This window comes from Pseudomonas sp. 57B-090624 (genome assembly GCF_003234055.1).
Taxonomy (GTDB): domain Bacteria; phylum Pseudomonadota; class Gammaproteobacteria; order Pseudomonadales; family Pseudomonadaceae; genus Metapseudomonas; species Metapseudomonas tohonis.
Map to the genome: position 1 here is coordinate 35,522 of NZ_QKRU01000055.1, position 13,927 is coordinate 49,448.

12 protein-coding genes are annotated in these 13,927 nt (G+C 68.1%); 2 read left to right on the plus strand and 10 right to left on the minus strand.

The window, feature by feature from the left end; genetic code table 11:
• Nucleotides 1-50 precede the first annotated feature (50 nt).
• Nucleotides 51-1,154, minus strand: a complete 1,104-nt coding sequence (locus tag DMX10_RS23130; RefSeq protein ID WP_111263285.1) for an alkene reductase — start codon at nucleotides 1,152-1,154, stop codon at nucleotides 51-53.
• Nucleotides 1,155-1,269: 115 nt separating this feature from the next.
• Here DMX10_RS23130 and DMX10_RS23135 point away from each other — a divergent pair, with 115 nt between their 5' ends.
• On the plus strand, nucleotides 1,270-1,635 hold the full coding sequence (locus DMX10_RS23135) for a helix-turn-helix domain-containing protein (RefSeq protein ID WP_111263286.1): 366 nt from the start codon (nucleotides 1,270-1,272) through the stop codon (nucleotides 1,633-1,635).
• A 66-nt stretch (nucleotides 1,636-1,701) separates the two neighbouring features.
• Here the strand turns inward: DMX10_RS23135 and leuA are convergent, their stop codons facing one another.
• From leuA to DMX10_RS23170, 7 genes are all read right to left on the minus strand, one after another.
• Entirely contained in the window at nucleotides 1,702-3,372 is a 1,671-nt protein-coding gene (gene leuA / locus DMX10_RS23140) for a 2-isopropylmalate synthase (RefSeq protein ID WP_111263287.1), read from the minus strand.
• Nucleotides 3,373-3,656: 284 nt separating this feature from the next.
• Nucleotides 3,657-5,327, minus strand: coding sequence for a flagellinolysin (locus DMX10_RS23145; RefSeq protein WP_111263288.1), 1,671 nt, complete (start codon nucleotides 5,325-5,327; stop codon nucleotides 3,657-3,659).
• A gap of 83 nt (nucleotides 5,328-5,410) precedes the next feature.
• Nucleotides 5,411-6,694: a mechanosensitive ion channel family protein gene (locus DMX10_RS23150; RefSeq protein WP_111263289.1), complete on the minus strand. Its 1,284-nt coding sequence runs from the start codon at nucleotides 6,692-6,694 to the stop codon at nucleotides 5,411-5,413.
• 153 nt (nucleotides 6,695-6,847) lie between these two features.
• Entirely contained in the window at nucleotides 6,848-7,669 is an 822-nt protein-coding gene (locus DMX10_RS23155) for a peptidoglycan DD-metalloendopeptidase family protein (protein ID WP_111263290.1), read from the minus strand.
• A 3-nt stretch (nucleotides 7,670-7,672) separates the two neighbouring features.
• On the minus strand, nucleotides 7,673-9,052 hold the full coding sequence (xseA, locus tag DMX10_RS23160) for an exodeoxyribonuclease VII large subunit (RefSeq protein WP_111263291.1): 1,380 nt from the start codon (nucleotides 9,050-9,052) through the stop codon (nucleotides 7,673-7,675).
• A gap of 47 nt (nucleotides 9,053-9,099) precedes the next feature.
• Entirely contained in the window at nucleotides 9,100-9,651 is a 552-nt protein-coding gene (locus tag DMX10_RS23165; protein ID WP_111263292.1) for a sugar ABC transporter ATPase, read from the minus strand.
• 224 nt (nucleotides 9,652-9,875) lie between these two features.
• Nucleotides 9,876-10,775 carry a LysR family transcriptional regulator gene (locus tag DMX10_RS23170; protein ID WP_111263293.1) on the minus strand — a complete coding sequence of 300 codons (900 nt, stop codon included), beginning with the start codon at nucleotides 10,773-10,775 and terminating at the stop codon, nucleotides 9,876-9,878.
• A gap of 109 nt (nucleotides 10,776-10,884) precedes the next feature.
• Here DMX10_RS23170 and DMX10_RS23175 point away from each other — a divergent pair, with 109 nt between their 5' ends.
• The gene (locus DMX10_RS23175; RefSeq protein WP_111263294.1) at nucleotides 10,885-11,664 is read left to right on the plus strand and encodes a sulfite exporter TauE/SafE family protein; all 780 of its coding nucleotides are present in this window, start codon (nucleotides 10,885-10,887) and stop codon (nucleotides 11,662-11,664) included.
• A 43-nt stretch (nucleotides 11,665-11,707) separates the two neighbouring features.
• Here the strand turns inward: DMX10_RS23175 and DMX10_RS23180 are convergent, their stop codons facing one another.
• The gene (locus DMX10_RS23180) at nucleotides 11,708-13,063 is read right to left on the minus strand and encodes an OprD family outer membrane porin (protein ID WP_111263295.1); all 1,356 of its coding nucleotides are present in this window, start codon (nucleotides 13,061-13,063) and stop codon (nucleotides 11,708-11,710) included.
• Nucleotides 13,064-13,158: 95 nt separating this feature from the next.
• Nucleotides 13,159-13,872: a phosphatase PAP2 family protein gene (locus tag DMX10_RS23185; protein ID WP_111263296.1), complete on the minus strand. Its 714-nt coding sequence runs from the start codon at nucleotides 13,870-13,872 to the stop codon at nucleotides 13,159-13,161.
• Between the last annotated feature and the right edge of the window lie 55 nt (nucleotides 13,873-13,927).

The window sequence follows — 13,927 nt, forward strand, 5'->3', positions numbered from 1 at the left end:
CTGCCATGAAATACGCCGGGCGATGCCCGGCGTTTTCGTTTCTGCGCCTGTCAACCCAGGGTCGGGTAGTCGGTGTAGCCGGCTTCGGCGCCACCGTAGAAGGTGTTGGCGTCCGGCTGGTTGAGAGGGGCGCCCTGGCGCAAGCGCTCGACCAGGTCGGGGTTGGCGATGTAGGGCCGGCCAAAGGCCACGGCATCGGCGAGGCCGCTGGCCAGGGCCTGCTCGGCGCTGCCGCTGTCCAGGCCGCCGGCGAGGATGATCCTGCCCTGGTAGCGGTCGCGCAGTTCGCGCAGCAGGTCGTCGAAGCCCTCGAAGGTGCCGCCCAGCCAGTCCGGCTTGTTGATGTGCAGGTAGGCGAGGTTGCGGCTGTTCAGTTGCTCCACCAAGTAGCCGAAGGTTTCGCGCGGGTTGGCGTCGCTGATGTCGCCGAAGGTGCCCATCGGCGAGATGCGCACGCCCACGCGGCCGCTGTCGCCGGTGGTGGCGATCACGGCGTCGATCACTTGCAGTACCAGGCGCGCGCGGTTGGCCGCCGAGCCGCCGTAGGCGTCGGTGCGCTGGTTGCTGCCGGAGCAGAGGAACTGGTCCAGCAGGTAGCCGTTGGCCGCGTGCACTTCGACGCCGTCGAAACCGGCACGCAGGGCGTTGGCCGCACCCTGTGCGTAGGCGGCGACCACGCCGGGGATTTCATCGAGCGCCAGGGCGCGGGGCTTGGCGGTGGGTTCGCGATGGTGGCTGCCATCGGCTTCCTGCACGTAGCAGTCGGCCTTGGCCTGGATGGCGGACGGGGCGACGGGATCGACGCCGCCCGGCTGCAGCAGCGGGTGGGAGATGCGCCCCACGTGCCAGAGCTGCAGGACGATGCGACCGCCCTTGTCGTGCACCGCCCGGGTGACCTTCTTCCAGCCCTCGACCTGCTCGGCGCTGTGGATGCCGGGAGTCCAGGCGTAGCCCTGGCCTTCGGGGCAGACCTGGGTGGCCTCGCTGATGATCAGGCCGGCGCTGGCACGCTGGGCGTAATAGGTGGCGTTGAGTTCGCTGGGGATGTTGCCGGGTTGCAGGCTGCGCTGGCGGGTGAGGGGGGCCATCACCACCGCGTTGGGAAGCTGGAGGCTACCCAGTTGGGTGGGCTGGAACAGGTTGCGTGTGGTCATCGGTGCGATCTCCATCGGCTGCATTCGGCATGAATGTGGCGGTCGATTATGCCGGTGGCAATCTCGCTGACAAGTACGTACGATTCTGGCAGTCACTTACTGATGGGTAAGCAATATGAGCGAGCACGAGCCGATCACCACCGAAACCAAGCGCCTGGTTTCGGGCGACAAGGTCTACAACACGCCGGTGGAGGTGACGCTGGACGTGATCGGCGGCAAGTGGAAGTCACTGCTGGTGTATCACCTGATGAAGGAGGCGCTGCGTTTCTCCGAGCTCAAGCGCCGCGTGCCGGGCATCACCGAGAAGATGCTGACCCAGCAGCTGCGCGAGCTGGAGCATGACGGCGTGCTCTCGCGCACCGTGTTCGCCGAGGTGCCGCCGCGAGTGGAGTACCGCCTCACCGAGCACGGCGCGAGCCTGCAGCCGGTGCTGGAGGCGATGTGCGCCTGGGGCCGCTGCCACTGGCAGCAGCAGGGGTAGCCGACATTCGTCCTGCCACAAAGGAAAAACCCCGCCGAGGCGGGGTTTTCTTTTTCGTAGCGAACCTCAGGCCGCTTCGGCTTCGGTCTGGCTCAGGGCGCGGTTGAGGGCACTGAACAGGGCGCGGAAGCTGGCGGTGGTAATGTTCTCGTCGATGCCGATGCCGTGCAGCGCGCGGCCTCCTTCCAGGCGCAGCTCGATATAGGCGGCCGCCCTGGCGTTGGCGCCGCCACCGATGGCGTGCTCGGAGTAGTCCATGATCTCGACCTTCACCGGCAGGCTGGCCACCAGGGCTTCCAGCGGGCCCTTGCCCATGCCGCGCAGGTGCTGGGTCTCGCCCTTGACCTGGACTTCGATGTCCACCGCGCTGGTGCCGTTCTCTTCCTGCAGGCGATGGCCTTTCAGGGTGTAGGGCGTGGTGGCCTGCAGGTACTCGCTGTCGAGCAGCTTGTAGATCTGCTCGGCGGTCATTTCGAGGCCGAGGCGATCGGTCTCGCGCTGCACCACCTGGCTGAACTCGATCTGCATGCGGCGTGGCAGGCTGATGCCGTATTCCTGCTCCAGCAGGAAGGTGATGCCGCCCTTGCCCGACTGGCTGTTGACGCGGATCACCGCCTCGTAGCTGCGGCCGATGTCGGCCGGGTCGATCGGCAGGTAGGGCACTTCCCAGACACCGTCTTCCTTCTGCTGGGCGAAGCCCTTGCGGATGGCGTCCTGGTGGGAGCCGGAGAAGGCGGTGTGCACCAGGTCGCCCACATAGGGGTGGCGCGGGTGGACCGGCAGCTGGTTGCACTCCTCGACCACCTTGCGCACGGCGTCGATGTCGGAGAAGTCCAGTTGCGGGTGCAGGCCCTGGGTGTACATGTTCAGCGCCAGGGTCACCAGGTCGACGTTGCCGGTGCGCTCGCCGTTGCCGAACAGGCAGCCTTCGACGCGGTCGGCACCGGCCATCAGGCCCAGTTCGGTGGCGGCCACGCCGGTGCCACGGTCGTTGTGGGTGTGCAGGCTGATGATCACGCTGTCGCGCTTGTTGATGTGGCGACCGAACCATTCGATCTGGTCGGCGTAGACGTTCGGCGTGGCGCACTCAACGGTGGCGGGCAGGTTGAGGATGATCTTGTTGGTCGGGGTCGGTTCCCAGACGTCGATCACCGCGTTGCACACCGCCAGGGAGAAGTCCTGCTCGGTGGAGCTGAAGATTTCCGGCGAGTACTGGAAGGTCCACTGGGTTTCCGGCTGCCTGGCGGCCAGCTGCTTGATCAGGCGCGCGGCGCCGGTGGCGATGTCGATCACGCCCTGGCGGTCCTGGTTGAAGACGATGCGGCGGAAGGACGGCGCGGTGGCGTTATAGACGTGGACGATGGCCTTCTTCGCGCCCTTGAGGGATTCGAAGGTGCGGGTGATCAGGTCTTCGCGGGCCTGGGTCAGCACCTGGATGGTCACGTCATCGGGAATATGGCCGTTCTCGATCAGCTCGCGGACGAAGTCGAAGTCGGTCTGCGAGGCGGAGGGGAAGGCCACCTCGATTTCCTTCAGGCCGACCTGCACCAGCGTCTTGAAGAAGCGCATCTTCTTCTGCGCGTCCATCGGCTCGATCAGCGACTGGTTGCCGTCGCGCAGGTCGGAGCTGCACCAGATCGGCACCTCGGTGATGGTCTTCGATGGCCAGGTGCGGTCGGGCAGGTCGATGGCGGGGAAGGCGCGGTATTTGCGAGACGGGTCGTTGAGCATGCTCATGGGGCAATCCTTGTTCTGATGGGCCTGATGACGGCGGCCGGCCAAATGAAATGCGGGGTGGAGCGGGGCGTCGCGATTCAGCTACGCAGTCGTGGGCTGACCAGGCGTAGGCAGGCGTGTTGACGCAGGAGGATGAGGGTGTGAGCGGTTTTCATGCCGACAACCCTATTGGCTTGGGTTGAATATGGCAAGGCTTGTCGAGAAATTGATGATTTCGTGCGCTGGATGCTCCTGGGCGATGGTTTTTTGCTCGACTGGCGGCGAAATGTGGCGGGAATTGCGCGTCAGCCCAGGAGCGAGAGCACGGCCTGTGGCTGCTGGTTGGCCTGCACCAGCATGCTCTGCGCCGCCTGCCGGAGGATCTGCTTGGAGGCGAGGGTGGCCGACTCGGCGGCGAAGTCGGCGTCGGTGATGCGCGAGCGGCTGGCGCTGGCGTTCTCGGCGATGTTCTGCAGGTTGCTGACCGTGTTGTCCAGGCGGTTCTGGATGGCGCCCATGTACGCGCGCTGGCGGTCCACGTAGGCGAGCGCGTCGTCGATGTCCATCACCGCGAGGCCCGGGGTCTTGATCAGGTTGACGTTGTTCAGCGCCATCGCCCCGGTGTTGAAGGAGGCAAGGCCGACGTCGATGGTTTCCCAGGCGTTGGCGCCGACCTGCAGCGAGGTCTGCACGCCTCCACCGGTGGCATTGGCATCGAACAGCTTGGGCTCTTCCAGCTTGAAGCCCAGGGAACCGGGTGTGCCGGTGCCGCGGTTGGGCAACACGTCCTCGGCAGTGAACACATCGCCGCCGTCGGCATCGAAGCCGCCGATGGCGCCGGTGTCCTCGTTGGTCAGGTCCATCCCGGCGATGAAGGCCGCGCCATTGGCGGAGAACTGGGTGCCGAAGTCGGCGGCGCTGGCAAAGGCGCCACGGCTGGCATTGGCCAGGGCGTCGTCGAGGGTGGAGTTGGCGTGGCCGGCCAGGTACTGCATCACGTCCCTGATGCCGTTGCCGCCGGCGGCCTTGATCTCCGCGTGCATGTAGCGCACGGCGGCATAGGAGGCAGAGTAGCCGGCGCTGCTGCCGATGCCGCCGAAGGCACCGACCACTGCGCCGATGCTGCTGGCGGCGATGTCGCCGCGCAGGCGCTCGTCGGCACCCTGCACCGCCTCCGCCGTGCCTTCCTTGAACCAGCCGGGCAGGGCGTTGAAGTTCATCGCCCGGCCCATCACCGCGTGGGTCATCTCGTGGGCGAGGACGCGGTCGGTGTACTGGCCGGGGTTGCTGCCGCCGTTGGGCAGGCTCGACCCATCGAAGTAGGCCATGTTCACGTCGAGCACCTGGTTGTAGTACTTGCCACCGGCGCCGGGGGTGCCGGCGACCGAGGCCAGTGTGGTGCTGGACGGGTCGTTGCTCAGGGTTATCTTCAGCGTGGCGCCGTCGGCCTTGATCCCGTAGGCGTCGAAGACGCGCTGCTCGCCCTCGCTGATCCAGAAGCCCTTGAGCGAATTGAGCACCGCGCGTTCGTCGAGCTTGCCCAGCTGCGAGCCGCTGTCCTGGCTGAAGATCTTGCGGCCGCCGAAGGTGGTGGTCTCGTTGACCCGGTTGATCTCCTCCAGGAGTTTCTGGGCCTCCTGGTTCAGTGCGGCGCGGTCGGTCTCGGAGTTGGAGCCGTTCATGGCCTGCAGGCCGAGCGTGCGGATGCGCTGCAGCGCGGAAGTCACGCTTTGCAGCGCACCTTCTCCCACCTGCAGCATCGACATGCCGTCATTCGCGTTCCGCGTGGCGACGTTGAGCCCGCGCACCTGGGATGTCAGGGCATTGGAGATCTGCAGGCCGGCGGCATCGTCCTTGGCGCTGTTGATGCGCTGGCCGGTCGACAGGCGCTGCAAGGTCTTGCCCAGTGCATTGTCCGTGGTGCTCAACTGTCTTCGCGTGAACGAGGAGGCGATGTTGGTGTTGACCGTCAGCATCCTGTCTCTCGCTCGCACTACCGGAAATTCCGGTATCGACACTGCATCGGCGGGCGTACTGGCTTCTTGATGCCGCTCCGGTTTCAGCCCGACGAGTGGTCCAGGGCTGCGGCGGGCGTGGCCTGTGGCGGTTGCGCGGGCAGCCGCAGCTCGCGCATGTCGGCTCCGCTCGGGTGCTGGAACACGCGCAGGCCGAACTCCGGGAGGATCGCCAGCAGGTGGTCGAAGATGTCCGACTGGATGGCCTCGTAGCGCGCCCAGGCGGTGGTGGCGGTGAAGCAGTAGAGCTCCAGCGGCAGGCCGTCGGCGGTGGGCGCCATCTGCCGCACCAGCAGGGTCATGTCCTGGCGGATGTCGCCGCTGTGGCGCAGGTAGTTCTCCACGTAGGCGCGGAAGGTGCCGATGTTGGTCAACTGACGGCTGTTGATCGGCAGACGGCTGGATTCGTCCAGTTGCGCGTTCCAGCTGAGCAGCTCGCTCTCCTTGGCCTTGAGGTAGCCGTCGAGCAGGCGGAAGCGGTGCAGCCGGGCCAGGTCGTCGGCATCGAGGAAATGCACGCTGTTCTGGTCCAGGAACAGGCTGCGCTTGATGCGTCGGCCGCCGGATTCCTGCATGCCGCGCCAGTTCTTGAACGAGTCGGTGATGAAGCGCTTGGTGGGGATGGTGGTGATGGTCTTGTCCCAGTTCTGCACCTTCACCGTGTGCAGGGCGATGTCGATCACGTCACCGTCGGCGTTGAGCTGGGGCATCTCCACCCAGTCGCCGACGCGGATGATGTCGTTGGAGGTGATCTGCACGCTGGCCACCAGCGACAGCAGGGTGTCCTGGAAGATCAGCATCAGCACCGCGGCCATGGCGCCGAGGCCGGAGAGCAGGATCAGCGGCGAGCGGTCGATCAGGCTGGCCACCATGAGGATGGCGGCGATGGCGAACACGGCGATCTTCAGCACCTGCAGGTAGCCCTTGATCGGCCGCAGGTGGGCGTCGGGGCGGCGCTGGTAGAGGCCGTTGACGATATCCAGCACCGCGCTCAGGGCCAGCGCGAGGGTGAGGATGATGAAGGCGGCGCAGACATTGGTGACCACCGTCACCAGGGACGTCGGCAGGCCCGGGATGACCTTGACCCCGCTGGCCAGCACCAGGGCCGGTACCACGTTGGCCAGGCGCTTGATCAGGCCGTGGTCCTGCAGCTTGGCACCGCCGTTGAGGCCGGTGGCGACCAGGCGATAGAGCCCGCGCACGAGGATGCGCTTGACCATCCAGTTGGCCAGCCAGGCACCGAGCACCAGCAGGGTGGATGCGCAGAGGGTGAGGAGTTCGGGGTGGCCCTTCAGCCAGTCCATCCAGGTTGCCAGCTCGTGGGGCATATGCGGCTCCATGTCAGCGGTGGGATCGGGCCGGCCGTTGCGGCGGGCCTCCGAAGCTGGCGGACCTTAGCAAAAATGCGCCGCACGGCCCAGGCGACGTCTGTAAGGGGAGTTGTACGGCGGCGCCGGACTCGGGCGACCCCGTGCCCGTCGTCAGGGCTTGAAGGCGCCGATGAAGATGGCCGGGTCGACGCGCGTGTCGTTGAGGCTGACGTTCCAGTGCATGTGCGGCCCGGTGGCCCGGCCGGTGGCGCCGACACGCCCGACCACGGCGCCGCGCGGCAGCTGCTGGCCGAGTTTCACGTCCACCTTCGACATGTGGCAGAACATGCTGATCAGCCCCTGGCCATGGTCGACGAACACCGTCTTGCCGTTGAAGAAATAGTCGCCGATGAGCACCACCTTGCCCGCCGCCGGGGCCTTGATCGGCGTGCCGGCACCCACGGCGAAGTCCAGGCCCGAATGCGGGTTGCGCTCCTCGCCGTTGAAGAACCGGCGCAGGCCGAAGGGGCTGGATAACGGCCCGTTCACCGGCTTGTCGAACAGCAGGTTGCTCGGCGTGCCCGGGGTGAAGCTGCGGTAGGCGCGGGTCTGCTCGGCCAGTTCGCGGTCGATGCGCTTGAGGTCCTCGGGCAGCGGGTTCACCTGGCGGGTGTTCTTCAGGGTGATGCGCTGTTCCTTGTAATGCTTCTTGCCGACGCTGAAGGCCAGGCTGCGGCCATCGCTCACCTGCACCTGCTGGGTGCCGGCGGGGGTACCGAGGGGGATGCCGACGATGGCGATCCAGTCGCGGCCTTCCTCCTTGACCACCAGCACCGGCTTGTCCTGGAAGCGCACCGTCGGTGCCTGGGCGCCCTGGCCCAGCTGCACCACGGCGACGCCGCCGGGCACCGGTTTGTGCAGCAGGCGGCTGATGAAGCCTTCGGCCTGGGCGGGGAGGGTGACGGCGAGGAGCAGGGCGAGCAGCAGGCGCATCTGTCAATCCAGCAGGGAAAGGGTGACCGGGGTGAGGTGGTTGTCTTCGACCCGCACGTCGAGCTCGCCCTCGCCCAGGCGGGCCTTGAGGCGCTGGCCGGGGCGGGTCTGGGCGGCGTTGCGGATGGCCTGGCCGCGCTCGTCGAGGAGGATGCTGTAGCCCCGGCCGAGCGTCGCCAGCGGGCTGACGACATTGAGCGTCTGCACCTGGCTCTGCAATTGCAGGCGGCGCTCCTTGAGGCCTTCCTGCATGGCCCGGGGCAGCCGCGCGGCGAGGCTGTCCAGGCGCTGGCGCAGCAGGCTCAGGGCCCGGCCCGGATGTTGCGCGGCCAGGCGGGTTTCCAGGCGCGCGAAGCGTTCCCGGCGGGTGCTCAGCTGGCGATCGAGGGCGCGTTGCAGGCGCATCTCCAGGTCGTCGAGGCGCTGGGCCTGCTGGCGCAGCCGTTCACCGGGGTGGCGCAGGCGGCGGGTCAGGCCCTCGACGCGCAGGTGGTGATGGGCGATCTGCTGCTGCATGCGCAGCACCAGGCGCCGCTGCAGGCTGTCCAGGCGCTGGCGCAGGCTGCTGGAATCCGGGGCCAGGAGTTCGGCGGCGGCGGAGGGCGTGGGCGCGCGGACGTCGGCGACGAAGTCGGCGATGGACACGTCCGTCTCATGGCCCACGGCGCTGACGATGGGCGTCTGGCAGGCCGCCACGGCGCGGGCCACGGCTTCCTCGTTGAAGCACCAGAGGTCTTCCAGCGAGCCGCCGCCCCGGGCCAGGATCAGCGCGTCGAAGCCCTGGGCATCGGCCCGCTCGATGGCACGGACGATCTGCGCGGTGGCCTCGCGGCCCTGCACGGCGGTGGGCACCAGGGTCAGTTCCACCTGCGGGGCGCGGCGGCGGAACACGCTGATGATGTCGCGGATCACAGCGCCCGTGGGCGAGCTGACGATGCCGATGCGCTGCGGGTGGGCAGGCAGCGGGCGCTTGGAACCGGCGTCGAACAGGCCTTCGGCGGCGAGCTTTTCCTTCAATGCCTCGAAGGCCAGGCGCAGGGCGCCGTCGCCGGCGGGCTCCACGGCGTCGGCGATCAACTGGTAGTCGCCACGGCCCTCGAACAGCGAGACCTTGCCGCGCACCTTCACCGCGAGGCCGTCACGCAGCGCCTGGCGCACCTTGGCGGCGTTCTGCCGGAACAGCGCGCAGCGCACCTGGGCCTGGCTGTCCTTGAGGGTGAAGTAGAGGTGGCCGGAAGCGGGCTTGGCCAGGTTGGAGATCTCGCCCTCCACCCAGACCTGGGGGAACACGTCCTCCAGCAGATGGCGGGCACGCTGGTTGAGCTGGCTGACGGTCAGCACCTCGCGGTCGAGGCCGAGCCGTTGGAAGGGGTCTTTGAACATGGACGGCATGATACGGGCGGCGAAGGTCCGCGCTCAATGCGCGCGGTTCAGTCTTCCACCCGCACCACGCGCACGGGGTAGCCGAGGCGATCGGCGAAGGCGGCGAGGAAGGCGCGATCGAAGCCGGCCTCGGTGCAGCCGTTGAAGATGAACGCCAGGTTGGAGAAGCCACAGGGCTGGAGGAAGAGGAAGCCGTTGATGTCGTCCTCGAAGCCGCATTCTGGGCAGGTGAAGTTGTCGGTCTCGCCCGGCCACCAGTTCTCCAGGCTCTCGAACAGCGGCTCGCCGATCTCGCGGCGGCAGTCCGGGCAGCCGGCCTCGCCGAGAAAGCCGCGTGCGGGGGTATAGATGCAGCGCTTGTCGACGATCTCCAGGCCGGTGCGCGGCTGGCCCAGCGGCACATGCGCGGGGTGTTCGGCGACCTTGCGGGCCCCCGGCGCGAGGGCGTGGACCATGCGGTTGCCGCCGCGGGCGAAGGCACTGGGCAGGGCCTCGACCACGTCCTGGCGGACCAGCCAGCGCAGCATGCGGCCTGCCAGGGCGTGATGGCCGGGCACGCTGGAGATCTGCGGGACGAGGATCAGTTGACGGGTTTCCACACGGGGCTCCGGGGGATCAGGGGCGCGCAGCTTAACCGCCAGTCGGCGGGCGTCAACCGCGAGGCGACGGAGTCGGTTCCGTATGGCGGCAGCTTTCGTAGGATGGCGTAGAGCGAAGCGAAACCCATGCGGTGGAGGTGGCACAGGTCCATAAATGCCCGGAAGCCACCTTACTTAAGCGTTTGCTTTAGAACCCCAACAGCGACGCAGACAAAGCCGCGGGGTCAGCCTGCGCCCAGTTGCTGGCAGAAGTGCTCCACCAGGCCCTGGCTCAGGGGCGTGCCATCGTGGCGCCAGGCCAGGGCGACCTGGCTGTCGCAGTCGGCATCGGCCAGCGCCAGGAAGCGCACCCCGGCAGGCGCGATGGCGCGCATCGAGGCCGGCACCAGGGCGACGCCGATACCGGCTTCGATCAGCTGCAGCTGGCTGGTCTTGCGCGACACGGCGCGGGCCGCACGGGGAAAGAAGCCCTGGCGCAGGCACAGCTCGGCGGCGCGGTAGCTCAGGCCGCCGCGCTGCATGTGCGGCACCGAGACGAAGGGTTCGTCCGCCAGGCGGGCGAGGGCGACCGGTCGTTCCTCGGCGGCCAGCGGGTGGTCGGCGGCGACGGCGAGCAGCAGGGCTTCACGGTATAGCGGCTGCAGGGCGAGCCCGGGGTACTGGCGCAGCACCGGCAGGCGCAGCAGGCACACATCCAGGCGGCCTTCCTGCAGGTCGGCCAGCTGTTGCTCGGAGGATTGCTGGACGATGTCCAGGTTCACCCCCGGGTGCAGGTCCAGGTAGCTGCGCAGGGGCGCCTGCAGCGGCGCGGCCAGGGGCACCGAGCTGGAATGGCTGAGGCGCAGGGTGCCGTGCTGGCCCTGGCCGACCTGGCGGGCCAGGTCGGCGGCGGCTTCCAGGTCCTGCAGCAGCCGTTGCGCCATTGGGTGGAAGGCGCGCCCTGCCGGTGTCAGCTCGACCTGGCGGGGGCCGCGCTCTAGCAGGGGGGTGGCCAGGTGGGTCTCCAGCTCGCGCATCTGCCGGCTGAGGGCCGACTGGGCGATGAACAGGCGTTCTGCGGCACGGCTGAAGCTGCCGCTCTCGACGATCGCGATGAAGGTGCGCAGTTGTCGTAATGAGATCACGGGGGCTCCTGCCATGCTTTTTGGAGATGGGATGAGGGCGTGGATTGTATTGGTCCCGTGCCCGCCGCGCTCGCTAGATTGGAGGCCTTCCCCTGCCGAGCGCCGTTCCATGAGTGTCGAAAGCCTGTTCGCCCTGCTGTCGTTTTCGCCCACCGACTGGTTGCTCATCGCCGGCGCCATCGCCCTGGCCTATGTGGTGTTCGGCATCGCCGGCTTCGGCACGGCACTGGTGGCCGGGCCGTTGCTGGTGAGCAGCCTGCCCATGGCGCGGATCATTGCGCTGCTGGTGCTGCTGGATTTCGTCGCATCCGCCGGCAGCTGGTTTACGGCGCGCCAGGCGGTGGCTGGGAGCGAGCTGCGCCGGCTGTTGCCCTGCATGGCGCTGGGCTGCGCCGTCGGTGCCTACGGGCTGGTGAACCTGGATGCCGAACTGCTGATGCTGCTGTTCGGCCTGTTCGTCTGCGCCTATGCCATCTGGTCGCTGTTCCTGCAGCCGGTGCGCCAGGCACCGATGAAGCCCCTCTGGGGGGTGCCCTTCGGTGTCTTCGGCGGCACCCTCGGGGCGCTGTTCGGTAGCGGCGGCTTCCTCTATGCGCTGTACCTCAGCGGCCGTCTGCCCGAGAAGGAGCAGATCCGCGCCACCCAGAGCGCGTTGATCGGCTGCAGCACCCTGGTGCGCCTGGGGCTGTTCGTCCTGGCCGGGCTCTACGCCGACTGGCAGATCCTGCTGCTCGCCCTGAGCCTGCTGCCGGCCATGGCGCTGGGGCTGTGGACAGGCCGGCGCCTGACCTTGCGCCTCTCCCGCGAGGCCTTCGTGCGGCTGGTCACCTGGCTGGTGCTGTGCAGCGGCGTGGCGCTGGTGGCGCGCTACCTGGCGCTGCAGCCTTGAGGTGCGCACCGCCCGCTGCGCCACTGAAGCGGGCGGCGCGGGACTAGAACAGCTCCAGCGGGTATTGGATGCGCAGGCGCGTCTGGTCGATGGAGGCGTCCGCGTAGGCGCGGTTGCTGCGGTGCCAGATCTGCGTGGCGCGCAGGTGCAGGTTCTTCAGCGGGCCACGGGAGAAGGTGTAGCCGAGGTCCAGGTCCAGCTCGTGGTGCTTGCCGTCGCGACCGTAGAGCCCGTGGTAGATGCTGTGGCCGGGGGCATGGCTGCCGTCTGCGCCCCAACCCCGCTGGTAGCGCAGGGCCAGGTTCAGCTCGGGCAGGCCCAGCCAGTTCAGGCGCTGGTCATAGCGAAGCTGCCAGGAGCGCTCGCGAGGGCCGTTGAAGTCCGAATACGCGGCGGCGTTGGCCAGGACGATCGACTGGCTGCTCTGCCCATCACCGAAGCCGATGTAGTCGAAGGGCGTGTCCGAGACGTTGCGCTGGTAGGCCAGGGTCAGGCGCTGCGGGCCCTGGCGGTAGGCGATGGCGTGGGAGCCGATCAGGTTGTCGATGGGGCCGAACAGCGAGTCGCCACTGTCGCGGGTGCGGTAGAGGTCGAAGCTGTTGCTCAGGGTGCCTGCGCCCAGCGCCCGTTCATGGCCCAGGTGCAGGTAGTGCTGGGTCCAGACGTCCTCCAGCTGCGCCAGGTAGTAGGAGAGGCTCCAGGGCCCGCCTCGATGACTGGCGCCCAGGTAGCTGGCGCCGTGGATATCGATGCCGTGCCGCTCCGGCCGCCCGTACACCGTTGAGATGGCACCACGGCTCTTGCTCTCGGTGGGGCCGGACAGCGCGGTGAAGCGCGCCGCCTCCAGTTTCAGCCCGGCCCAGTCACCCTGCAGGTGCAGGCCGTGGGCCATGCCGGGAATGATCCGGCTGTTGTCCGCCGCCAGCACGGGCGCCTGGGTGCTGAAGTTGCCGTACCTGAGCTGCGCATCGGCGATTTTCAGCTTGAAGGCGCCGCCGGCCTTGCCGTGGCTGTCTCGCGGGTGGCCCTGGCCGTCCACTGCCAGGGTGCCCGTGCCGGTGCGCCCGCCGCCGCTGTCGAGCTTGAACGCGGCCATGGCGAAGGCATCGACACCCACGCCGATGAGACCGGGCGTGAAGCCCGAGTGGTAATGCAGTTGTACGGATTGCCCCCATTCCTGGCGGTAGCCGTTGCGTTCGTCGCGGGGTTTGTAGCGGTTGCGCCCGGCGTTGTTCGGGCCGTCGCGAAAGTCGCGGGCAAAGTACTGGTTGTCGAAGAACAGGCGGGCGTCGCCCTGGGCGAGGACGTCGCTCCAGGAGGTCTCCTGCGCCTGGTTGTGGCAGGCGAGGGCAGTCAACAGTGGCAGGCAGAGGGGGAGGGCGAGGCGATTCACGAACATGGTGTCGCTCCTTCTTACCGAGGCTACGGCTCCCTGCGTCGGGTGGTGCCTTCCATGGCGGGCCGCGGCGTCACCCTCCGCGGCCCGGGTGGGCGTCACTCCAGGGCGAGGTTGCTTCTCACCTCGCGCCGGGCGTGCTCGAAGTCACGCAGGGCGCCGGGGTTCTTCAGCAGTTCGTTGGCGAGTACCGCCGCGGATATGCGCCCGCCTTCCAGGTCGGTGGGGTAGTGCACGCCCGCCACCACGCGGCTTTGCGCGGCGGCTGCGGCCCGGGCGAAGAGTTCGGCGCGGTGCTCCGGCACCATCTTGGCCAGCAGGATGGCGGTGAGGTAGGCGTCCATGGTGTGGCCGCTGGGGTAGGACTCGCCCATGGGGGGCGGCAGTATCGGCTTCACCTCCTGGCTGAGTTCGTAGGGGCGGGGGCGGGCGAAGTGGTGCTTGGCGGGCATCAGCGTCTGCTCCAGGTCCACCAGCACGCGGCGGAAGAAGTGCGCGGTCTGCGGGTGCCGCTCGACGGTGAACGCCGCCCCGAGGATGCCCTGGGCGAAGGGGAAGGCCGCGTCGTCGAGGTGGTCGTCGCGCTTGGCCTGCTCCACCTGCTGCGGGGTGCGCTCGCGCTGGACGAGCAGCACGGTATCGAGGTCGAGCCGGTCGTCGGCGGTGCCGGCGGGTGGCGGCGGTGGCAGATACTCCGCGAGCTCCAGTGTCCGTTGCGGCAGGTAGGGCATGAGTTCCGGCTGCGTGGCCTGGGTGGTCGGACTCAGGATCAGCAGCAGGGTGGCGAAAAGGGGCAAGGGGGAACGGGTCATGGCGATGTCCTTTCCTCGGGGCGAACGGGGGTCGCCGCTTGATGGGCGGTGGTGG